Annotated in this window: 16 protein-coding genes; 9 read left to right on the top strand and 7 right to left on the bottom strand. The window is 68.4% G+C overall.

Going from position 1 to position 21767, the window contains the following annotated elements; translation table 11 throughout:
• Nucleotides 1-83 precede the first annotated feature (83 nt).
• A complete protein-coding gene (gene hslO, locus D3880_RS21140; RefSeq protein WP_119895377.1) occupies nucleotides 84-971 on the bottom strand; it encodes an Hsp33 family molecular chaperone HslO in 888 nt (295 codons plus the stop codon).
• Between the two features lie 108 nt (nucleotides 972-1079).
• Nucleotides 1080-1478 (bottom strand): RNA-binding S4 domain-containing protein, encoded by a 399-nt coding sequence (locus D3880_RS21145; protein WP_119895378.1) that lies wholly within the window; start codon nucleotides 1476-1478, stop codon nucleotides 1080-1082.
• 142 nt (nucleotides 1479-1620) lie between these two features.
• Between D3880_RS21145 and rimB the strand changes: the two genes are divergently transcribed.
• Both rimB and rimK read left to right on the top strand, forming a co-directional pair.
• Complete coding sequence (rimB, locus tag D3880_RS21150; protein WP_119895379.1) at nucleotides 1621-2094, top strand: retropepsin-like aspartic endopeptidase RimB; 474 nt, start codon at nucleotides 1621-1623, stop codon at nucleotides 2092-2094.
• A complete protein-coding gene (gene rimK / locus D3880_RS21155) occupies nucleotides 2091-2996 on the top strand; it encodes a 30S ribosomal protein S6--L-glutamate ligase (protein ID WP_119895380.1) in 906 nt (301 codons plus the stop codon). Before rimB ends, rimK begins: the two co-directional genes overlap by 4 nt.
• Before the next feature lie 161 nt (nucleotides 2997-3157).
• Here the strand turns inward: rimK and D3880_RS21160 are convergent, their stop codons facing one another.
• The gene (locus tag D3880_RS21160) at nucleotides 3158-6943 is read right to left on the bottom strand and encodes a bifunctional diguanylate cyclase/phosphodiesterase (protein WP_119895381.1); all 3786 of its coding nucleotides are present in this window, start codon (nucleotides 6941-6943) and stop codon (nucleotides 3158-3160) included.
• Between the two features lie 146 nt (nucleotides 6944-7089).
• Here D3880_RS21160 and D3880_RS21165 point away from each other — a divergent pair, with 146 nt between their 5' ends.
• Entirely contained in the window at nucleotides 7090-8085 is a 996-nt protein-coding gene (locus D3880_RS21165; protein WP_238474383.1) for an MBL fold metallo-hydrolase, read from the top strand.
• On the opposite strand, the gene D3880_RS21170 is transcribed toward D3880_RS21165, so the two are convergent.
• A complete protein-coding gene (locus D3880_RS21170; protein WP_119895382.1) occupies nucleotides 8082-9395 on the bottom strand; it encodes an ATP-binding protein in 1314 nt (437 codons plus the stop codon). The two genes, D3880_RS21165 and D3880_RS21170, sit on opposite strands and share 4 nt — an antisense overlap.
• A gap of 121 nt (nucleotides 9396-9516) precedes the next feature.
• On the bottom strand, nucleotides 9517-10248 hold the full coding sequence (gene ompR / locus D3880_RS21175) for an osmolarity response regulator transcription factor OmpR (RefSeq protein WP_119895383.1): 732 nt from the start codon (nucleotides 10246-10248) through the stop codon (nucleotides 9517-9519).
• Nucleotides 10249-10508: 260 nt separating this feature from the next.
• Between ompR and D3880_RS21180 the strand changes: the two genes are divergently transcribed.
• The 4 genes from D3880_RS21180 (at nucleotide 10509) to rmf (ending at nucleotide 15392) form a co-directional block, all read left to right on the top strand.
• Nucleotides 10509-12842 carry a Tex family protein gene (locus tag D3880_RS21180; protein ID WP_119895804.1) on the top strand — a complete coding sequence of 778 codons (2334 nt, stop codon included), beginning with the start codon at nucleotides 10509-10511 and terminating at the stop codon, nucleotides 12840-12842.
• Nucleotides 12842-13222 carry a PaaI family thioesterase gene (locus D3880_RS21185; protein WP_119895384.1) on the top strand — a complete coding sequence of 127 codons (381 nt, stop codon included), beginning with the start codon at nucleotides 12842-12844 and terminating at the stop codon, nucleotides 13220-13222. The genes D3880_RS21180 and D3880_RS21185 overlap by 1 nt, the downstream gene beginning before the upstream one ends.
• A 233-nt stretch (nucleotides 13223-13455) precedes the next feature.
• On the top strand, nucleotides 13456-15039 hold the full coding sequence (gshA, locus tag D3880_RS21190; protein WP_119895385.1) for a glutamate--cysteine ligase: 1584 nt from the start codon (nucleotides 13456-13458) through the stop codon (nucleotides 15037-15039).
• 131 nt (nucleotides 15040-15170) lie between these two features.
• Nucleotides 15171-15392, top strand: a complete 222-nt coding sequence (gene rmf / locus D3880_RS21195) for a ribosome modulation factor (RefSeq protein WP_119895386.1) — start codon at nucleotides 15171-15173, stop codon at nucleotides 15390-15392.
• Between the two features lie 255 nt (nucleotides 15393-15647).
• Here the strand turns inward: rmf and argA are convergent, their stop codons facing one another.
• Entirely contained in the window at nucleotides 15648-16946 is a 1299-nt protein-coding gene (gene argA / locus D3880_RS21200) for an amino-acid N-acetyltransferase (protein WP_119895387.1), read from the bottom strand.
• A gap of 160 nt (nucleotides 16947-17106) precedes the next feature.
• A complete protein-coding gene (argE, locus tag D3880_RS21205) occupies nucleotides 17107-18255 on the bottom strand; it encodes an acetylornithine deacetylase (protein WP_119895388.1) in 1149 nt (382 codons plus the stop codon).
• A gap of 212 nt (nucleotides 18256-18467) precedes the next feature.
• Between argE and D3880_RS21210 the strand changes: the two genes are divergently transcribed.
• Both D3880_RS21210 and tfpB read left to right on the top strand, forming a co-directional pair.
• Nucleotides 18468-19832 (top strand): CYTH domain-containing protein, encoded by a 1365-nt coding sequence (locus D3880_RS21210; protein ID WP_119895389.1) that lies wholly within the window; start codon nucleotides 18468-18470, stop codon nucleotides 19830-19832.
• A gap of 119 nt (nucleotides 19833-19951) precedes the next feature.
• Nucleotides 19952-21736 carry a type IV pilus assembly ATPase TfpB gene (tfpB, locus tag D3880_RS21215; protein ID WP_119895390.1) on the top strand — a complete coding sequence of 595 codons (1785 nt, stop codon included), beginning with the start codon at nucleotides 19952-19954 and terminating at the stop codon, nucleotides 21734-21736.
• Nucleotides 21737-21767 lie beyond the last annotated feature (31 nt).

Genomic DNA, 21767 nt, shown 5'->3' on the forward strand with positions numbered 1-21767 from the left:
AACCGTGCGGAAATTGCGCCGATCCGGCGCGCGGTGCCGTTGCTACAGACCGCTGCCGGCACAGAAGTTCCGTGCCAGCAGCCTCAGTGGCGGGTATCCGAAGGCGGCTGTACCCCGGCGCCGGCGAACAGTTGCGCGACATCGGCGGCATCGAAGGCATAACGCTGATTGCAGAACTGGCAGTCGATGACCACCTCGCCGCCATGCTCGGCGAGCAATTGCTCGACGTCCGCCTGACCGAGGCTGATCAGCGCCCGGGCCGAACGGTCACGCGAGCAGCTGCAGCGGAACTGCAGGGCGCGCGGCTCGAACAGGCGCAGGGCCTCCTCATGGTAGAGGCGGTGCAGCAGGGTTTCGTTGTCCAGCCCGAGCAGCTCTTCGGTGCTCAGGGTGCCGGCCAGGGTGACCACATGCTCCCAGTTGGCCGCACGCGCCTCGCTGTCCTGCAGGCGGTCGGCCGGCAGTTGCTGCAGCAGCAGGCCGCGCGCGCGCTGGCCGTCGGCGTTCAGCCAGAAGCGCGTGGGCAGCTGCTCGGACGTGGCGAAATAGCTGGACAGGCAGTCGGCCAGGTTGCTGCCTTCGAGCGGCACTATGCCCTGATAGCGCTGGCCGCGCGCCGGTTCGACGGTCATCGTCAGGGTGCCGTCCGGCATCAGTTCGTGCAGGCCACTGCCGGCTGCGATCTGCTCGGCGTGGTAGCGGGCGATGCCGCGCAGCTCGCGCTCGCTGGAGCACTCCACCATCAGCAGCGGCACGGCGCCGGCGGAACGCGCCTGCAGCACCAGCAGGCCGTCGAACTTCAGCGTGCCGACCAACAGGGCGGCGGCGGCCAGCATCTCGCCGAGCAGCTGCGCCACCGGCTCGGGGTAGGCGTGCTTGGCCAGCACATGGCGGTAGCTGGCGTCGAGCGCGACCAGTTCGCCGCGCACGTCGGAATCATCGAAAAGGAAGCGTTGGGAAAAGTCGGACATGCTGGAGTCGCCGCGTGTGGCCAGGGCCGGCGATTTTAGGCGCAAAGCCCGAGGCGACCAAGGGCCTCTTGTCTATCGACAGTGCCGGCGTTGCCTATCGATGCGCGGCTACTGCTCCTGGCGGTCGCGAAAATTCAGCAGCTCGCGGCGCTGCTTCTTGCTCGGCCGCCCGTCGGTGCTGAGGCCCAGGGCACCGGCCTTGCGCTGCGCGGCGGCGAGCTCGCGGCGGGCGATGCTCTCGGCGGTTTCGGCGTACAGCGCCTGCGCCTCGGGGGCGCCGCGACGGACCACCGACAGCGCCAGGATCACCACCGTGCGCTCGTCGAAGCCGCAGCGGATCAGCAGCTCGTCACCGATCTTCGGCTCCTTGCTCGGTTTGCAGCGCTCGCCGCGGCAATGCACCTTGCCGCCCTCGATGGCCGCCTTGGCCTGTGCGCGGGTCTTGAAGAAGCGCGCCGCCCACAGCCACTTGTCCAGGCGCACCTTGTCGTCGTGTTGCTCGCTCATAGCGTTTTCCACTGGGATACGCCGCTCATCGCAGCACGAAAAACCGGCGCGGTAAACCTCTGCCGAGCGCGGGTGCAGTTGTCACCTGGCCCGACTAGAATGCCGTCATCTCCTTAACCGCGGCAGTCTGGGTACGTTTATTTTGAAGACCTTCGACCACCTTTCGGTTATCGGCCTGCGCGAGTGGATCAACCTGCCGGAGCTCGGCATGGTTGGCCTGCGCGCCAAGATCGACACCGGCGCCAGCACCTCGACCCTGCACGCCAGCGACATCCAGCCCTTCCAGCGCAACGGCGAGGACTGGGTGCGCTTCACCGCCCACCTCGGCACCCTGGTGCAACGCCGCCATCGCTGCGAAGCGCCGCTGGTCACGCAGAAGAAGATCAGGAGCTCCAATGGCCAGGCGCAGAGCCGCTATGTGATCCGCACCCAGCTGACCCTCGGCGACCGCAACTGGGCGGTGGAATTCACCCTGGCCTGCCGCAAGACCATGCGCTACCGCGTACTGCTCGGCTCCAAGGCGCTGGTGCACGGCCAACTGGTGGTCAACCCGGCGCTGACCTATGTGCAAGACAAACCGCTCCTCCCTTCCCCTAGCATCACAGGTGCTGCATGAAGATTGCCGTGCTGTCGCGCAACCCGCGTCTGTACTCCACCCGTCGCCTGGTCGAAGCCGGCGAGCAACGCGGCCACGAGATGGTGGTGATCGACACCCTGCGCGCCTACATGAACATCGCCAGCCACAAGCCGCAGATCCACTACCGCGGCCGCCCGCTGGAGGGCTTCGACGCGGTGATCCCACGGATCGGCGCCTCGGTGACCTTCTACGGTTGCGCGGTGCTGCGTCAGTTCGAAATGCAGGGCGTGTTCCCGCTCAACGAATCGGTGGCGATCAGCCGCTCGCGCGACAAGCTGCGCTCGCTGCAGTTGTTGTCACGCAAGGGCATCGGCCTGCCGGTGACCGGCTTCGCCCACTCGCCGGACGATGTGCCGGACCTGATCCAGATGGTCAACGGCGCGCCGCTGGTGATCAAGGTGCTGGAGGGCACGCAGGGCATCGGCGTGGTCTTGTGCGAGACCGAGAAGGCCGCCGAATCGGTGATCGAGGCGTTCATGGGCCTCAAGCAGGACATCATGGTCCAGGAATACATCAAAGAAGCCGGCGGCGCCGACATCCGCTGCTTCGTGGTCGGCGACAAGGTCATCGCGGCGATGAAGCGCCAGGCCAAGCCCGGCGAGTTCCGCTCCAACCTGCACCGCGGCGGCAGTGCCAGCCTGATCAAGATCACCCCGGAAGAACGCATGACCGCGATTCGCGCGGCCAAGGTCATGGGCCTGAACGTCGCCGGGGTCGACATCCTGCGCTCCAACCACGGCCCGCTGGTGATGGAGGTCAATTCCTCGCCGGGCCTGGAAGGCATCGAGACCACTACCAGCAAGGATGTGGCGGGGATCATCATCGAATACCTGGAAAAGAACGGCGGCCCGCACCTGACTCGCACCAAGGGCAAGGGCTGAGCCGGGGGGATCGCGCGGGCTCGGCGTCGATACCCGCACGCCACCGCCGCGCGCGCTGACCAAGGCACAGACCCGGATTGCATCCGGGTTAGCCGTTGTCAGCACCGCCCCAACAGTAAGAAGCCCCGCAGCAGCGGGGCTTAGTGTTTTAGGGCCGAGCCTCAGTAGCAGGGCTGCGGCTGACTGTGCCGCTCCAGCCACTCGACAAAGGCCGCCTCGCTCAGCGGCTTGCTGAAGAAGTAGCCCTGGCCCAGGGCGCAGCCGTGGCTGCGCAGGTGCTGCAGTTGCGCGGCGCTTTCGATGCCTTCGGCGATGCATTCGAGGCCGAGGTTGCGGGCGATCACCAGGATGGTTTCCACCAACATCCGCCCGCTGGCCTCGCTCTCCAGATCGCTGATGAAACTGCGGTCGATCTTCAGGCGGTCCAGCGGCAGGCGCTTGAGGTAGGTCAGTGAGGAGTAGCCGGTGCCGAAGTCGTCGATGGCGAAGCGTACGCCCAGGGCCTTGAGGGTGAGCATGGCGGCGATGCACTGGTCGACATCCTCGAGCAGCACGCCCTCGGTGATCTCCAGTTCCAGCGCGGTGGCCGGCAGGCCGTGGCGTTGCAGGCAGTCGCTGATCCGCGGCACCAGGTCCGGCTGGCGCAATTCCCGCGGGCTGAGGTTGACCGCCAGGACCAACCGCGGCCAGCGCTGGCGCCAGCGCGCCAGCACGGCGCAGGCGTTCTCCAGGACCCAGGCGCCGATTTCCTGGATCAGCCCGGTTTCCTCGGCCAGGGCGATGAACTGCTGCGGTGGAATGTCGCCGCGCTCGGGATGCGCCCAGCGCAGCAGCACTTCGGCGCCGGCCACCTCGCCGCTCGCCAGGCTCAGTTGCGGCTGGAACACCAGTTTCAGCTGGCCGCGTGTCATGGCCTGGCGCAGCTCGCTTTGCAGCAGCAGACGCTGGTCGATCACCGCCTGCATCTCCGGGGCGAAGAAGTGCAGGCCGTTGCGCCCGCTCTGCTTGGCTCGGTACATCGCCGTATCGGCCTGCTTGAGCGCATCGGCAGCGCCCTGGGCGCCGAGCGGGTGCAGGGCGATGCCGATGCTGGCGCTGACCGCTAGCTCATGGGTGTCGATCTGGTAACTGCCGTGCAGGCTGGCGAGGAGTTTCTCGCCGACCTCGGCGGCATGCTCGCCGGCCGTCGCCGGACTGTCGCCGAGCGCTTCGAGGAGCACCACGAACTCGTCGCCGCCGAGCCGCGCCAGGGTGTCCTCGGCACGCAGGCAGCCGGCCAGGCGTGCGGTGACTTCGCGCAGCAAGGCATCGCCGACCGGATGGCCGAGGCTGTCGTTGACCGTCTTGAAGTGGTCGAGGTCGATGAACAGCAGGGCGCCGAAACAGCCTTCACGCTGCTCGCGCGCCATCGCGTGCTGCAGGCGGTCGAGCAGCAGGCGGCGATTGGGCAGGCCGGTGAGTTCGTCGCTGTAGGCCAGGCGTTCGATCTCGCGCTGGTAGCGCTGGCGTTCGGAGATGTCGGTGACGCTCAGGCGCACCAGCGGCCGCTCGCCCCCGGGCAGGCGTACCAGGCGCACCTCGCAGGGGCGCAGGCGGCCGCCGGCATCGCGCATCAGCCAGTCGAACACCGGCGTCTCACCGGACAGCGCCGCGCGCGCATAGCCGTGGGCGACCTCCCGCGACGGCCGACCGTCGGGCTGCAGCTGCGGGCTGAAGCTGGATGGCATGCGCCCGACCAGTTCCCCGTGCGGCAGGCCGAACAGGCGCGAGGCGTTCTCGTTGGCCTCGACTATGCCGCGTTCGGTGTCGAACATCAGGATCGCCTCCGGCGCGTGCTCGACCAGGGTGCGGTAACGCGCCTCGGCCTCGCGCCGCGCGGTGATGTCCTCGACCAGCACCAGGCAGGCCTCCAACCGGCCCTGGCCGTCGCGCACCGCGCGCAGGCTGAGACGGGTGTAGACGATGCTGCCATCGCCGCGCAGGAAGCGCTTATCCAATTCGTAATCATCGCGCGCACCGGCCTTCACCGCCTCGAACAGCAGGGCCTCGGCCGGCAGGTCGTCGGCATGGGTGATCGCCGACCAGGTGGCGCCGCGCAGCTCGTCGCGGCTGCGCCCGAGCACCTGGCAGAGCTTGGTGTTGACCTCCAGCCACAGCCGTTGCGGGCCGATCATGGCCATGCCGATCAACGGCGCCTCGAAGAACAGCCGCAGCCACTCGTCGCGCTCGCGCAGCTGCTGCTCGGCGCGCTTGCGCGCGCTGAGGTCCTGCAGGGCACCGTAGACGCGGATGACCCGGCCGCCGTCCAGCTCGGCCAGGCCCCTGACCCGCACGTGGCGGGGGTTGCCGTGGGCACTGACCAGGCCCAGTTCGATGTCGAAGGGGGCGCCCGTTTGCAGGGTGCGCGCCAGGGTTTGCTCGGCCAGCCGGCGACCGCTGGCGTCGAGGTAGCCGAGGGTCTGCTCGAAATTCGGCGTGACCCCGGACGGATCGAGCTCGAACAGACGGAAGCAGCCCTCGCTCCAGAACATGCTGGCGTCGGCCGGGTTCAGCACCCAGCCGCCGATATCGGCGATCGCCTCGGTCTGCGCCAGCAGATGGGTCTGGCGCAGCAGTTCCTCGCGGCGCCGGGTCAGTTCCACCAGTTGCACTTCGCGGGCGCTGACGTCGTGCTGCAGGGCGACGTAATGGCTGATGCCGCGGGCATCGCGCATCGCCGCCAGGGTGATCTCGTTCCAGAACAGGCTGCCGTTCTTGCGATAGTTGCGCAGCACCACCTGGCAGGACTCGCCCTGCTGCAGGGCGACGCGCAGGCGCTGCAGCTCGTTCTGGTTGCGGTCATCGCCCTGCAGGACGCGGCAGTTGCGGCCGAGAATCTCGGCGCTGGAATAGCCGCTGATACGCTCGAACGCCGGGTTGCAGTAGATCAGCGGCTGATCCGGTTGGCGGGCGTCGGCGATGCTGACGCCCATCGGGCTGGCTTGCAGCGCCAGATTGACCAGTGCCAGCTGTTGCTGCATGTCGGCGCTGCGACTCAGGGCCAGGCGCAGGTCACTGAGGCTGCGGCCCACCAGCAGGGCGGCGAGCAGCAGCAACAGCACACTCACATGCAGCTCGCCGAGCTGCGCGCCGAGCCTGGGCAGCGCGCCGCTGGCGGCCAGCGCCTGGGCCAGCAGCAGCAGCGCCAAGCTGGTCAGCAGCGCGCCGCAGAACGCCCCGGGCAGCCCCCAGCGCAAAGCCAGGCCGAGCAGCACCAAGCCCATCAGCGGCAGCGCGAACGGCAACGGCAGCACGTTGAGTAGCCCCGGCAGGCCCACCAGCAGTACCAGCAGCAGCGGCCAGGGCGGCAGGCAGCGCAACGGCTCGGCCAGCGGTAGCCGGCTGCCGCCCGGCGGGGTCGCCACCCAGCCGCGCTGGCGCAACCACAGGGTGGCGTAGGTCAACAACGGCGTGGCCACCACCAGGGTGGTCAGGCTGTCGGTCAGCCACCGGGTCAGGCTGGCCGGGCCCCAGGCCTCGGCCGCCAGCTGGCCGCCGAACCGCAACGCGCCCTGCACGCCCAGCGCCAGGATGGTCACCGGCACCAGCACGCCGAGCAGGATGAAACGCAGCAGATGGCCGAGGTCCGGCAGGGCCACATCGAAGTCGCGCCGGCGCACCAGCAGCCAGGCCAGCCCGATGGCGAGGGTTTCCGGCAGCGCATAGAGCGGCGCCCAGTGCCAGTCCAGCTGCCACAGCGGCGCACAGATCAGGGCATTGAGATAGACCGCCGGCAGGACCCGCGGCCCCCACCAGAGCACGAGCGCCAGACCGAGGGCGAACGGCAGGTAGCCCGGCGCGAGCCCGTCAAACGGGAAGGTAAACAGGGATAGCCAGGACGCGAGGTGGAGCAACGGCAGGGGCAGCCACCAAGTCCATTTGGGCAGTCGGTCGTGAATGGCGAGCATGCTGACCTCACATCAATGTGCAGCCACAGCATAGAACAGCTTTGCGACTAACGTCTGACCCGCGGCTCTGGGCCACCCGCCTTAGGTTCGGCGACGGTTCGATAGGCTTGCCATAGGGTCGACGGCCACTCTCAAGGAGGGCCGCCATGCTGCGCCTGAACATCGTACTGAGCCTGCTCCTGCTCGCCGGCTGCGCTCGCGACCCCGGCGGCCTGCCGCTGTGGCGCGAGACCGAGGTCGCAGCGCCGAAACTGCAATACCTCGGCGTCGGCGGCTACCTGCTGCGCTGGCGCGGCGAAGCTCTGCTGTTCGCGCCGTCGTTCAGCAACCCGGCGACTCTCGGCCTGCCGCCGCTACGGGTGGTCGCCGACGACGCACGGATCGATGCGCTGATGCCGCCGGCAGCCGACGCCAGCCTGCTGCTGGTCGGCCATGCCCACTACGACCACCTGCTCGACGTGCCGCGCGTGCTGCTCAAGCACGCGCCGCAAGCGAAGGTCTACGGCTCGAAGACCATGGGCCACATCCTCGCTGCGGTGACCCCACGCTCACGCATCGTCGACGCCGAGACCGACATGGCCCGGGGCCTGACGCCCGGCCGATGGTTCGTTTCGCCCCACAAGCGCTTCCGCGTCATGGCCATCGAGAGCGAGCACGCATCGCACATCGCCGGCCTCAAGTTCCTCGGCGGCGGCTACACGCACGACCTCAAGGCACTGCCCGACAGCATCTGGGGCTGGAAGGAAGGCCAGACGCTGGCCTGGCTGGTGGACCTGCTCGACACACAGGGCCGGCCGGTCTACCGCTTGCACTACCAGGACGCCGTCAGTACCCCGCCGCTGGGCTTCCCACCGCTGCTGCCGGACGCCAAACGGGTCGACGTGACAATCCTCTGCGTCGGCTCGTGGAATCAGGTGCCCGGCTATCCGGACGCTCTACTGCGCTTGCTGCGACCGCGCCTGGCGGTGCTCGGCCACTGGGAGGACTTCTTCGGCAATGATCCGCAGCAACCGCAGGCACTGCGCTTGCTCGACGAACAGGGCATCGTCGCCGCTACCCGCAGCCACCTGCCGGCCGACGGCCGAGTAGTGATGCCCGTACCGTTCGCCGAAGTACCGCTCCCCGCGGCGGCGCCACGCTAGGCCGCGTCGCGCGGCAACAGCAGCCCCAGTGGCAGGCAGACCCGCGCCTCCAGGCCGCGGCCGACGCGGTTGCGCAGCTCGACACTGCCACCGTGCTGGGCGGCGATGCGTTTGACGATGGCCAGGCCGAGGCCGGTGCCCTTGCCGCCACGGGCGCGGTCGCCACGGATGAAGGGGTTGAAGATGTCCTCCAGCTCGGCCGGATCGATGCCGTTGCCCCGGTCCAGCACGCTGAGCAGCACGTAGGGCGCGCTGCTGTCGCCGGACAGCGAGGCGGCCACCTCCACCGACGAGCCGCCATGCAGCAGGGCGTTGTCGATCAGGTTGTTGAGCAGGCGCTTGATCGACACCCGCCGCAGCGGCATGCACGGCATCGGCTCCAGGCACAGGCGCACGCGCTCCGCGCTCTGGTTGAACGGTGCCACCACCTCGCGCACCAGCTCGGCCAGGTCGGCCTCCTCCACGCGCTCGTCACGACCATCGCGGATGAAGGCGAGGAACTGGTCGAGGATGGCGTCCATGTCCTCGATGTCGCGGACCATGTCCTCGGTCAGCTCGGCGTCGCTGTTCAGCAGCTCCAGCGACAGGCGCAGGCGGGTCAGCGGCGTGCGCAGGTCGTGCGACACCCCGGCCAGCATCAGCTCGCGCTCGCGGGCGGCCTGCTCGACGTCCTCGGCCATCTGGTTGAAGGCGCGGTAGACCTCGGTCATCTCGCTCGGCGTGTCGCTGACCGGCAGGCGCACGCTGCTGCCCTGACCGAGCTGGCGGGCGGCGAACACCAGGCGCTTGAGCGGTGCACTGAGCTGGCGCACGAAGATCCAGGCGGCGGCGGTGGACAACACGCCGATGGCCAGGAACCAGCCGAGCACGCTCCAGATCTTCTGCCCGCGCAGCGGATGCGGATACAAAGGCACCTCGACCCAGCCCTCGCCAAGGCTCGGTGCACGCACCCAGAGCGCCGAGGGGTGATGGACGCGCAGGTGCACCTCGGTATCCGGGCCCAGCTCCATGCGCATCTGTCGCTGGAACACATCGGTGTACGGCCAGTGGTACTCGCCCGCCGGCGCCTCGTCATCCGCCCGCCAGCGCAGCCCGGCGGCCTTGGCCACCTCGTCGCGGGCGTTCTCGTGGGTGGCCCAGTAGGCGCGCAGGGTCAGCGCCGCACCGTGGCTGTACTGGCGGTCGACCAGCACGTCCTCGTTGAGCAGCAGATAGACCAGGGTCAGCGCCTTGGAGAACAGCACCACGATCAGCACCAGCCACAGGGTGCGGGCGAAGAAGCTTTGCGGGAACCAGACGGGGGTTTTCATAACGCGATCACAGGTGAATGTGGGTTAGCCGCGCAGCGGCGTAACCCACCATGCGGCCCGGAGGGGCGCCAGACTTGAACACCTTTGGTGGGTTACGCCTTCGGCCAACCCACCCTACGACTTATTTGTTGCCGTCGGGCACGAACACGTAGCCGACGCCCCAGACCGTCTGGATATAGCGCGGCTTCGACGGGTCCGGCTCGATCAGCCGGCGCAGGCGCGAGATCTGCACGTCGATGGAACGCTCCAGGGCGTCCCATTCGCGGCCGCGGGCGAGGTTCATCAGCTTGTCGCGGGTCAGCGGCTCGCGGGCGTGCTGGACCAGGGCCTTGAGCACGGCGAACTCGCCGGTGGTGAGCATGTGCGTCTCGGCGCCGCGCTTCAGCTCGCGGGTGGCGAGGAACAGCTGGTAGTCGCCGAAGCTGACCGTGGCGTCTTCGCTGTCCGGCGCGCCCGGCACCGCCGGGGTCTGCCGGCGCAGCACGGCCTTGATCCGCGCCAACAGCTCGCGCGGGTTGAAGGGCTTGGCCAGGTAGTCGTCGGCGCCCAGTTCGAGGCCATGGATGCGGCTGGACTCGTCGCCCTTGGCGGTGAGCATGATGATCGGCACCTGGTTGTTCGCCGCGCGCAGGCGCTTGCATGCCGACAGGCCATCCTCACCTGGCAGCATCAGATCGAGCACCACCAGCTGGAACAGTTCGCGGGCCAGCAGGCGGTCCATCTGCTCGACGTTCTCCACCGCCTTCACGCGGTAGCCCTGCTCGTCGAGAAACCGCTCGAGCAGGCGCCGCAGCCCCGGGTCGTCATCCACGATGAGAATTTTTTCGCCTTCAACGGTGGCAGTGCTGCTCATACGGGCTCCTTTGAAAATCACGCGCCATTATGGCCCAGGCGCCGGTTGGCACGGGCGCGGCATTCGTTAGCAGATTTTTCCCCAGCCGCACCGGGGAACATCGACGGCTGCCGCCGGTCAGTTCAGCACACCGCGGGCTCGGCGCTTTTGCCGACCGCCGCCCAACAGCCTGGTTATAATGCCGCCCTTTTCGCGGCAAGCCCGGCTTGTCCTCAACTCCGTCAGTGTTCAGGGAGTTTTGTCGTATGTCAGTCAATGTCATGGACAGCATCAACCAACGCATCGCCGAAGAACTGTCCGCCCTGCCCACCGGCCGCGTGCTGCCGCAACAGGTGGCCGCCGCCGTCGCCCTGCTCGATGAGGGCTCGACCGTACCCTTTATCGCCCGTTACCGCAAAGAGGTCACCGGCAGCCTCGACGACACCCAGCTGCGCCTGCTCGAAGAGCGCCTGCGCTACCTGCGCGAGCTGGAGGAGCGGCGCACCGCGATCCTCGCCAGCATCGAGGAACAGGGCAAGCTGACCCCCGAGCTGAGCCGCGAGATCCGCCTGGCCGACACCAAGACCCGCCTCGAAGACCTCTACCTGCCGTACAAGCAGAAGCGCCGCACCAAGGGCCAGATCGCCCTGGAAGCCGGCCTCGGCGAGCTGGCCGACGCGCTGTTCGGCGACCCGAGCCTGAGTCCGGAAGCCGAGGCGGCGCGCTTCGTCGATGCCGAGAAGGGCTTCGCCGACGTCAAGGCCGTGCTCGAAGGCGCCAAGTACATCCTCATGGAACGCTTCGCCGAGGACGCCCTGCTGCTCGACCAGCTGCGTGGCTTCCTCAAGGACCACGCCAGCCTCAGCGCGCGCCTGGTGGCCGGCAAGGAAGCCGAAGGGGCGAAATTCAGCGACTATTTCGAGCACGACGAGCCGCTGAAGAACGTGCCCTCGCACCGCGCCCTGGCGATCTTCCGCGGCCGCAACGAAGGCGTGCTAAGCGCCGCGCTGAAGGTCGGCGACGAGCAGCCGGGCAGCCTGCACCCCTGCGAAGGCATGATCGGCGCGCGTTTCGGCATCAAGGATCAAGGTCGTAGCGCCGACAAATGGCTCGGCGAAGTGGTGCGCTGGACCTGGAAGGTCAAGCTCTATAGCCACCTGGAGACCGACCTGTTCGGCGAGCTGCGCGAGAAGGCCGAGGACGAGGCGATCAGCGTGTTCGCCCGCAATCTGCACGACCTGCTGCTCGCCGCCCCGGCCGGGCCGCGCGCCACCCTCGGCCTCGACCCCGGCCTGCGCACCGGCTGCAAGGTCGCCGTGGTGGATGCCACCGGCAAGCTGCTGGACACCGCCACCGTCTACCCGCACGCGCCGCGCAACGACTGGGACGGCACCCTGGCGACCCTCGGCAAGCTGTGCGCCAAGCATGCGGTCGATTTGATCGCCATCGGCAACGGCACCGCCAGCCGCGAGACCGACAAGCTGGCCGCCGAGCTGATCAAGAAATACCCGGGCCTGAACATGACCAAGATCATGGTCAGCGAGGCCGGCGCCTCGGTGTATTCGGCCTCCGAGCTGGCGGCCAAGGAATTCCCCGACCTCGACGTGTCGATCCGCGGCGCGGTGTCCATCGCCCGCCGCCTGCAGGACCCGCTGGCCGAACTAGTGAAGATCGAGCCGAAGGCCATCGGCGTCGGCCAGTACCAGCACGACGTGTCGCAGCTGAAGCTGGCGCGCAGCCTGGATGCCGTGGTCGAAGACTGCGTGAACGCCGTCGGCGTCGACGTCAACACCGCCTCGGCGGCGCTGCTGGCGCGCATCTCAGGGCTGAACAGCACCCTGGCGCAGAACATCGTGCAGTTCCGCGACGCCAACGGCGCGTTCAAGAGCCGCGCCGCGCTGAAGCAGGTGCCGCGCCTGGGCGACAAGACCTTCGAGCTGGCCGCAGGCTTCCTGCGCGTGATGAACGGCGACAACCCGCTGGACGCCTCGGCGGTGCACCCGGAAACCTACCCGCTGGTGCAGCGCATCGCGCAAGGCACCGGCCGCGACATCCGCTCGCTGATCGGCGACTCGGGCTTCCTCAAGCGCCTCGATCCCAAGCAGTTCACCGACGAGCGCTTCGGCCTGCCGACCGTCACCGACATCCTCACCGAACTCGACAAGCCGAGCCGCGACCCGCGTCCGGAGTTCAAGACCGCGGCCTTCCAGGATGGCGTCGAGACGCTCAAGGACCTCAAGCCGGGCATGGTCCTCGAAGGAGTGGTGACCAACGTCGCCAACTTCGGCGCTTTCGTCGACATCGGCGTGCATCAGGACGGTCTGGTGCACATCTCGGCGCTGTCGGAGAAGTTCATCAAGGACCCGCGCGAGGCGGTCAAGGCCGGCGACGTGGTCAAGGTCAAGGTCATGGAAGTGGACATCGCCCGCCAGCGCATCGGCCTGTCGATGCGCATGGGCGACACCCCCGGCGAGAAGCTCGAGGGCCCGCGCGGCGGTGGCCAACGCGGCAACGCACCACGCAGCGAGCGCCATTCGCCGCAGGACAAGCCGGCGCCGAGCAATGCCGCCATGGCCTCGCTGTTCGCCAACGCCAAGCAACTGAGGAAGAACTGATGAGCGAGTCCACCAACCCAGGCAGCGCCTTCAGCCGCCTGCTCGGCCTGGAGGTCGTCTCCGCCGCCGAGGGCCGCGCCGAGGTGCACATGAAGATGCATGAGGGCCTCGGCAACGTGCACGGCAAGCTGCACGGCGGCGCGCTGTTCTCGCTGATCGACACCGCCATGGGCCAGGCCTGCCACAGCCTCAGCGGCGGCGTGGCGCAGAGCGTGACCCTGGAGAGCAAGATCAACTACATCCGCCCGGTCAGCGCCGGCGAGCTGGTCTGCCGCGCCTGGGTGCTGCACGCCGGCAAGCGCACCCTGGTGGTCGAAGCGGACACCTACCAGGGCGAGAAACTGGTGGCCAAGGCCCAGGCCACCTTCGCCCAGGTCTGACGCGGCGTAGGTTGGGTTGAGACGCGCAGCGTCGAAGCCCAACAAGCGGAGGCTCAGGCATCGCCATTGCCAAAACGACCGCCGTTGGGCTTCGCTACGCTCAGCACCAACCTACAATCACCGCCGTCTCACCCCCATCACCCGGCCAGGCGATCACGCCAGCCTTCCCCAGCCTTGTAGAACGTCCGATCCACCCCCATATTGGGGCGACCGATGCGTGAAGGAAAATCATCTTGAGCGAGCTTCTGCAACGCCGCCGAGCCCTGCTCGGCGCCCCCGAACACCTGTCCCTGCTCGGCCAAAGCCTGCACGGCATCGAGCGCGAATGCCTGCGGGTCGATGCCCAGGGCCAGCTGGCGCTGACCCCGCACGCGCCTGCGCTGGGCTCGGCGCTGACCCACCCGCAGATCACCACCGACTATTCGGAGTCGCTGCTGGAGTTCATCACCCCGGCGGAAACCGACCCGGCGGCCACCCTCGCCGACCTCGAGCGGGTTCACCGCTTCGTCTACAGCAAGCTCGACGGCGAGTACCTGTGGAGCGCCTCGATGCCCTGCCCGCTGCCCGGCGAGGAGACTATTCCCATCGCCCGCTATGGCAGCTCGCACATCGGCCGCCTCAAGTACGTGTACCGCCAGGGCCTGGCGCTGCGCTACGGCAAGACCATGCAATGCATCGCCGGCATCCACTACAACTTCTCCCTGCCGGAAGCCCTGTGGCCGCTGCTGCAGCAGCTCGACGGCGACACGCAAAGCCAGCGCGACTACCAGTCGGCCAGCTACATCGCCCTGATCCGCAACTTCCGCCGCTACAGCTGGCTGCTGATGTACCTGTTCGGCGCCTCGCCGGCCCTGGATGCCGGCTTCCTGCGCGGCCGCCCGCACCAGCTCAAGCAGCTGGATGCGCAGACCCTGTACCTGCCCTACGCCACCAGCCTGCGGATGAGCGACCTGGGCTACCAGAGCAGCGCCCAGTCCGGCCTGACGCCCTGCTACAACGCTCTGGCCAGCTACACCGACAGCCTGCGCCAGGCGGTAGCCACGCCCTACCCGGCCTATGCCGAGCTCGGTACCAAGCGCGATGGCGAGTGGCAGCAGCTGAACACCAACGTGATCCAGATCGAAAACGAGTACTACTCGAGCATCCGCCCCAAGCGCGTCACCTACAGCGGCGAACGGCCGCTCCAGGCGCTGCTGGCGCGCGGCGTGCAGTACGTCGAAGTGCGCTGCCTGGACATCAACCCCTTCCTGCCGTTGGGCATCGATCTACCCGAAGCGCGCTTCCTCGATGCCTTCCTGCTCTACTGCGCGCTGCAGGACAGCCCACTGCTGGCCGGCGACGAATGCCGCGCCTGTACCGACAACTTCCTCAAGGTGGTCAAGGAAGGTCGGCGCCCGGGCCTGCACCTGCAACACCGCGGCGAACAGATCGCCCTGCGCGACTGGGGCCATGCGCTGCTCGAGCAAATCCTGCCGCTCGCCGAACTGCTCGACCAGAGCCAGGGCGGCACAGCCCACGCCGAGGCGCTGGCGGCGCAACGTGCCAAGCTCGACGACCCGAGCCTGACGCCCTCGGCGCAGGTGCTCGCCAGCCTGCAGCAGCACGGCGAAAGCTTCGCCGCCTTCGCCTTGCGCCAGAGCCAGGCGCATGCCGAATACTTCCGCAGCCAGCCGCTCGAGGCCGCGCAACAAACGGAGTTCGAGGCCCTGGCGCGGCAGTCGCTGGCCGAGCAGGCCGAACTGGAGGCCAGCCAGGAGGGCGACTTCGACGCCTTCGTCGCCGCCTACCAGGCGAGCATCCTCGGCCTGGCGGTCTAGGCCGGGGGCGCGGCGATTTAGTCGAGTGCGTCACAAAACGCAGCAATGGCGGCGACCGTGGGACCGGTGGCACAGCCGGGGCGCGGCGGCCCGGCTAGGCTTACCGGGTACGAACGATGCGAGCCCGCACCATGGAGCCCACCGAGGCCCTACCTGAAGATGACCGGTCCAACGATGACCGCCAATGGAGCCTGGACAGCCTGAACAAGGCCTACCAGCAAGGCTACATGGCCGGTCTCACCGGCCACCCACCGAGCCAGCAACCCTACAGTGCGGAAGTGCTCGCCGCCGCCTGGGAAGCCGGCTGGGACGACGGTGAAGAGCAGTACCAGCGCCTGCTGAAAAGCGCCTGATCCCTCGCCATATAGAAACAACCGCCCGCCGACCCTTTCACCAGCGCGCAGGTAGCCCGGATCTAATCCGGGAAAGCCGGGCCGCGCATGTCCCGGATTGCATCCGGGCTACGGCCAGATCTCTCTACCTCCCGCCACGGCCCCTCCCCCTCTCCCAAGTTCCGTAGGATGGGTTGAGAAGCGCAGCGCCGATACCCATCGCCGCGGCGCCGATGGGTATCGCTTCGCTCAACCCATCCTGCGGCCCCTCACCCCCTACAGCGTCTTCTCGAAGATCTGCGAGTTGCGCTGATAGTTGTACAACGAGGCGCGCGCGGTCGGCAGGCGCTCGACCCCGCTCGGCTCGAAGCCGCGCTCGCGGAACCAGTGGGCGGTGCGGGTGGTGAGCACGAACAGGGTCTTCAGCCCCTGGGCCCGCGCGCGCTCCTCGATGCGCTCCAGCAGTTCGTCGCCGCGCCCGCCATGGCGGTATTCGGGATTGACCGCCAGGCAGGCCAGCTCGCCGCTGTCGGAGTCGGCAATCGGATACAGCGCGGCGCAGGCGATGATCAGGCCGTCGCGCTCGACGATGCTGAACTGGCCGATCTCGCGCTCGAGCACCTCGCGCGAACGGCGCACCAGGATGCCCTGCTGCTCCAGCGGGGTGATCAGCTCGATCAGGCCGCCGACGTCCTCGATGCTCGCCTCGCGCAGCGACTCGAACTGCTCCTGGGTCACCAGGGTGCCGCCGCCATCGCGGGTGAACAGCTCGGTGAGCAGCGCGCCGTCCTCGGCATAGCTGACGATATGGCTGCGCGCCACGCCGCCACGGCAGGCCTCGGCGGCGGCATCCAGCAGTTCCGCCTGGTAGCTGTTGCCGAGCCGCTGCAGATGCGGGGCGACCTGCTGCGGACGCAGCTCGCGCACCAGCTTGCCGTCGGCGTCGAGCAGGCCCTGCTCGGCGCCGAACAGCAGCAGCTTCTCGGCGCCCAGCTCGATGGCCGCGCGGGTCGCCACGTCCTCGCAGGCGAGGTTGAAGATCTCGCCGGTGGGCGAGTAGCCGAGCGGCGACAGCAGGACGATGGCGCGCTCGTCGAGCAGGCGGCCGATGCCCTTGCGGTCGACCCGGCGCACCTCGCCGGTGTGGTGGTAGTCGATGCCCTCGACCACGCCGATCGGCCGCGCGGTGACGAAGTTGCCGCCGGTCACGCGCAGGCGTGCGCCCTGCATCGGCGAGGCGGCCATGTCCATCGACAGGCGCGCCTCGAGGGCGATGCGCAGCTGGCCGACGGCATCGATCACGCACTCCAGGGTCGGCCCATCGGTGACCCGCAGGTCGCGGTGGAAGTGCGGCGCCAGCCCGCGCGCGGCCAGGCGCGCCTCGATCTGCGGACGCGAGCCGTGCACCAGCACCAGGCGCACGCCGAGGCTGTGCAGCAGCACCAGATCGTGGACGATGTTGCCGAAGTTCGGATGGGCGACGCCGTCGCCGGGCAGCATGACCACGAAGGTGCGCTCCCGGTGGGCGTTGATGTAGGGCGAAGCGTGGCGGAGCCAGGTGACGTATTCGGGCATGGAAAGACCTGCGTGGCGGAACTCGAGTGCTCCCCTCGCCCATTTATGGGAGAGGGGCCGGGGGAGAGGGTGACTGGCGCCGGCCCTCTCCCCAACCCTCTCCCGCAAGCGGGAGAGGGGGCAGTTCGTATTCATCGTCGCAGCACAGGTGGCACTCCGCTCAGTTCGGGCTCAGGCAATAGTGGCCGATCAATTCCCGCAGCAGACGCACGGTCGGCTGCAGGCGTGACAAGTCGAGAAATTCGTCCGGCTGGTGGGCGCAGGCGATGTCGCCCGGGCCGAGCACTATAGTCTCGCAGCCGAGCTGCTGAAGATAAGGCGCTTCGGTGCCGAATGCTACCGACTCGGCCGCATGCCCGGTCAGGCGTTCGGCCAGGCGCACCAGCTCGGCCGCGGCCGGCTGTTCGAACGGCGGCACGCTGGGGAACAGCGGCGCGTAGTCGATGCGCACCTGATGCAGGGCGGCCAGCGGCTGCAACTTGGCGCGGATCGCCGCACGCAGCTGCTCCGGGTCCATACCCGGCAGCGGGCGTAGGTCGAACTCCAGGGCGCACTGGCCGCAGATGCGGTTGGGGTTGTCGCCGCCGTGGATGCAGCCGAAGTTGAGGGTCGGCTGCGGCACGCTGAACTGCGGGTTGTTGAACTCCTGCTGCCACTGCTGACGCAACTGCTTGAGCGCGCCGATGGCATCGTGCATGGCCTCGAGGGCACTGTGGCCGAGGCTCGGGTCGGAGGAATGGCCGCTCTGGCCGAGGATGTCGATGCGCTCCATCATCACCCCCTTGTGCAGACGGATCGGCTTCAGCCCGGTCGGCTCGCCGATCACCGCCGCGCGCCCCAGCGGCCGCCCGGCGGCGGCCAGGGCCCGGGCGCCGGCCATCGAGCTCTCCTCGTCGCAGGTGGCGAGGATCAGCAACGGCTGCTTGAACGGCTGATCCAGCAGCGGTTGCACGGCCTCGATGATCAGCGGGAAGAAGCCCTTCATGTCGCACACGCCGAGGCCGATCCAGCGGCCGTCGCGCTCGGTGAGCTGCAGCGGGTCGCTGTGCCATAGCGCCGCGTCGTAGGGCACGGTGTCGCTGTGGCCGGCCAGCACCAGGCCGCCGGGGCCGCTGCCGTAGCTGGCCAGCAGGTTGAACTTGCCGGGGCTGACTTCCTGCGTCTCGCAATGAAAGCCGAGATCGCCGAGCCAGCCGGCCAGCAGCTCGATCACCCCACGGTTGGACTGATCCAGGTGCGCCTGGGTACAGCTCACCGAGGGCGCGGCGATCAGCGCGGCGAATTGCTCTTTCAAGGATGGCAGGGGCATCGGCGGTCTCCAGCGAATGGACCCATCATAAAGACAAAGAGGGCCGCCGGTAGCGGCGAAGTTACTCCCAGCGCGGGACTAAATGGCTTAGCCGGTCAGCCTAGCTCAGCGGTTTCCCTCGGCCGCCACAGCCAGCCCGGCAGGCGGCGGGCTTGTCCTGTAGACTTTGCCGTCTTGGCAGCCGCGCCGTGCTGCGTCCGAATCGTCCGTCCATGAACAAAGAAACCGAAATCAAGCTGCGCGCCAGCCGCGAAACGCTCGCCGCCCTGCGCGACCACCCGCTGCTGAAGAAACGCAACAAGTCGGGCTGGGAACGCCGCGAGCTGTTCAACCAGTACTACGACACGCCGGCGCGCGAGCTGGCCGAGGCCAAGGTCGCGCTGCGCCTGCGCCGCGATGGCGACAGCTATATCCAGACCCTGAAGAGCCGCGGCCAGAGCGTCGCCGGGCTGTCCGAGCGCCACGAGTGGGACTGGTATCTGGAGCAGCCGCAACTCGACCCGCAACTGCTCGGCGACGACTGCTGGCCGGCCAGCCTGGCGGACCTGGACAAGCGGCTGCTGCAGCCGCTGTTCACCACCGACTTCGTCCGCGAGCGCGCCGAGATCGCCTGGGGCCGCGGCAAGACCAAGGTGGTGATCGAGGCGGCGCTGGACCTCGGCAAAGTCAGCGCCGATGGCCGTGAGGAAGAGATCTGCGAGCTCGAGCTGGAGCTGCGCCAGGGCGAGCCCGAGGCCCTGCTGGAACTGGCCACCGAACTGGCCGCCAGCTTGCCGCTGATGCCCTGCGACATCAGCAAGGCCGAGCGCGGCTACCGCCTGTTCGATGCCGCCAGCTACGCCCTCGGCCTGCCGGCCCCGGCGCTCGGCGCCGAACAGCCGCTCGACGACGCCTTCGCCGCCCTCGCCTGGCACCTGCTCGGCAGCAGCCAGCGCCTCGCCGAGCAATACCGCTTCAACGGCCACTGGCGCCTGTTGGTCGACTGGGTCGCCCAGCTCGCCGAGCTGCGCGCCCTGCTCAGCAGCCTCGGCCAGGCCGCGCCGCGGGTCGCCAGCCATGAGTTGCGCGCCACCCTCGACGCCCTGCTGGACGACTGGCGCCCGCGCATCCAGGCCGGCCAGGACGACGAGGCCGTGCGCCAGGCGGCGCCCGCGCAGTTCGCCGCGGAACTGGCCGCAACCCGCTGGGGCCTGTTCTCCCTGCAGGCCTCGCAGTGGCTGCTGCAGCGCCGCTGGGCGGCGCAGCGCAGCAACCGCGGCAACCGCCAGGGCGCCGCGCAGCTGAGCAACTGGCTGACCCATCTGTTCGGCGAGGAAGGCGCGGCGCTGCAGCTCAAGCGTTATCAGCAGCAGCCGGAAGACCTCGGCGAGCAGCTGCCGCGCCTCGAACGCCTGCTGGTCTGGTTGCGCCTGGCGCGCCAAGTGCTGGAGGTGCCCGAAGTCGACCGCCTGTACGGCGAGCTGAGCAAGCTGGCCGAACTCGCCAGCCGCCCGCTCGACCCCGAGCTGCTGGTCGCGCGTACCGCCCAGGCCCATACTGTGGCGGCGCTCAAAGCCTGGAAGGCCCTGACGCGATAGGCTTCAGGCGGTAGGGTGGAAAACCGCGCAGCGTTTTCCACCAACAGCCGGTGGATGTGAAAAGCGACATCCACCCTACAGTGCCGTAGCGCCTTGTGCAGGAACCAAAAGGGAGCCCCATGTCCGCCATTGCTTCGCCCGCCGCCGATCGCATCCTCGACCTCGCCGAACTGCTGCGCGAACTGGTCGTCCAGGGTCGTCTCGACCAGGACACCGCCGAGCAATGCCTGGCGATCCGTCGGAGTGCGGCGAGCAACCAGCAGCATCCGCTGGAGTTCCTCGCCAGCCAGCAACTCGACGACCGCCAGCGCCCGGGCAAGAAGTTCGACCTGGAAAGCCTCACGGTGTGGCTGGCGCAATGGTCCGGGCAGCCCTACCTGCGCATCGACCCGCTGAAGATCAACGTCGCCGCCATCACCCCGCTGATGTCCTACGCCTTCGCCCAGCGCCACAAGATCCTCGCCGTGGCGGTGGACAGCGAGGCGGTGACCATCGCCAGCGCGCAGCCCTTCGTGCACGGCTGGGAGTCCAACCTGACCCACGTGCTGAAGCGGCCGATCAAGCGCGTGGTGGCCAACCCCGGCGACATCCAGCGCTACACCCTGGAGTTCTACCGCCTGGCCAAGTCGGTCAGCGGCGCCACCCACGCCGACCAGAAGATCAGCGGTGTCGGCAACTTCGAGCAGCTGCTCAGCCTCGGCGCCCAGGACCAGGAACCGGACGCCAACGACGCGCACATCGTCAACATCGTCGACTGGCTGTTCCAGTACGCCTACCAGCAGCGCGCCAGCGACATCCACATCGAGCCGCGCCGCGAGATGGGCACCGTGCGCTTTCGCATCGACGGCGTGCTGCACAACGTCTACCAGTTCCCGCCGCAGGTCACCATGGCCATCGTCAGCCGCCTGAAGAGCCTCGGGCGGATGAACGTCGCCGAGAAGCGCAAGCCGCAGGACGGCCGGATCAAGACCAAGACCCCGGACGGCGGCGAGGTCGAGCTGCGCCTGTCGACCCTGCCCACCGCCTTCGGCGAGAAGATGGTGATGCGTATCTTCGACCCCGAGGTGCTGCTGAAGAACTTCGACCAGCTCGGTTTCTCCGCCGACGACCTCAAGCGCTGGCAGAGCATGACCGGCCAACCCAACGGCATCATCCTGGTCACCGGGCCGACCGGCTCGGGCAAGACCACCACGCTGTACACCACCCTCAAGCAGCTGGCCACCAGCGAGGTGAACGTCTGCACCATCGAGGACCCGATTGAGATGATCGAGCCGGCGTTCAACCAGATGCAGGTGCAGGCCAACATCGAGCTGACCTTCGCCAGCGGCGTGCGCGCGCTGATGCGCCAGGACCCGGACATCATCATGGTCGGCGAGATCCGCGACCTGGAGACCGCGGAGATGGCGATCCAGGCGGCGCTCACCGGCCACTTGGTGCTGTCGACCCTGCACACCAACGACGCGCCGAGCGCCATCAGCCGCCTGCTCGAACTCGGCGTACCCTACTACCTGCTCAAGGCCACCCTGCTCGGGGTGATGGCCCAGCGCCTGGTGCGCACCCTGTGCCCGCACTGCAAGGCGCCGGTGACGCTCGACGAGGCCGACTGGCAGAGCCTGACCAAACCCTGGAGCGCGCCGCCACCGACCCAGGCGATGCGCGCCGTCGGCTGCCTGGAATGCCGCGACACCGGCTACCGCGGGCGCGCCGGGGTGTACGAGATCATGCTGCTGAACGACAACATCAAGCCGCTGATCACCGCCGACACCGACCTCATCGCCCTGCGCCGCGCCGCCTTCAAGGACGGCATGCGCAGCCTGCGCCTGTCCGGCGCGCAGAAGGTCGCCGCCGGCCAGAGCACCATCGAGGAAGTGCTGCGCGTCACGCCGCAGAGCGAGCAGAAGTAGGTCGGGTTGGGCCCAGCACTGCCGCCGCCGG

It is taken from the genome of Pseudomonas cavernae, assembly GCF_003595175.1.
In the GTDB taxonomy this organism is placed as follows: Bacteria; Pseudomonadota; Gammaproteobacteria; order Pseudomonadales; family Pseudomonadaceae; genus Aquipseudomonas; species Aquipseudomonas cavernae.

Coding starts and splice junctions, on each gene's coding strand:
- hslO (WP_119895377.1), bottom strand. CDS start 971: ATGTCCGACTTTTCCCAACGCTTCCTTTTCGATGATTCCGACGTGCGC.
- D3880_RS21145 (WP_119895378.1), bottom strand. CDS start 1,478: ATGAGCGAGCAACACGACGACAAGGTGCGCCTGGACAAGTGGCTGTGG.
- rimK (WP_119895380.1), top strand. CDS start 2,091: ATGAAGATTGCCGTGCTGTCGCGCAACCCGCGTCTGTACTCCACCCGT.
- D3880_RS21160 (WP_119895381.1), bottom strand. CDS start 6,943: ATGCTCGCCATTCACGACCGACTGCCCAAATGGACTTGGTGGCTGCCC.
- D3880_RS21165 (WP_238474383.1), top strand. CDS start 7,090: ATGCTGCGCCTGAACATCGTACTGAGCCTGCTCCTGCTCGCCGGCTGC.
- D3880_RS21170 (WP_119895382.1), bottom strand. CDS start 9,395: ATGAAAACCCCCGTCTGGTTCCCGCAAAGCTTCTTCGCCCGCACCCTG.
- ompR (WP_119895383.1), bottom strand. CDS start 10,248: ATGAGCAGCACTGCCACCGTTGAAGGCGAAAAAATTCTCATCGTGGAT.
- D3880_RS21180 (WP_119895804.1), top strand. CDS start 10,509: ATGGACAGCATCAACCAACGCATCGCCGAAGAACTGTCCGCCCTGCCC.
- D3880_RS21185 (WP_119895384.1), top strand. CDS start 12,842: ATGAGCGAGTCCACCAACCCAGGCAGCGCCTTCAGCCGCCTGCTCGGC.
- rmf (WP_119895386.1), top strand. CDS start 15,171: ATGGAGCCCACCGAGGCCCTACCTGAAGATGACCGGTCCAACGATGAC.
- argA (WP_119895387.1), bottom strand. CDS start 16,946: ATGCCCGAATACGTCACCTGGCTCCGCCACGCTTCGCCCTACATCAAC.
- argE (WP_119895388.1), bottom strand. CDS start 18,255: ATGCCCCTGCCATCCTTGAAAGAGCAATTCGCCGCGCTGATCGCCGCG.
- D3880_RS21210 (WP_119895389.1), top strand. CDS start 18,468: ATGAACAAAGAAACCGAAATCAAGCTGCGCGCCAGCCGCGAAACGCTC.
- tfpB (WP_119895390.1), top strand. CDS start 19,952: ATGTCCGCCATTGCTTCGCCCGCCGCCGATCGCATCCTCGACCTCGCC.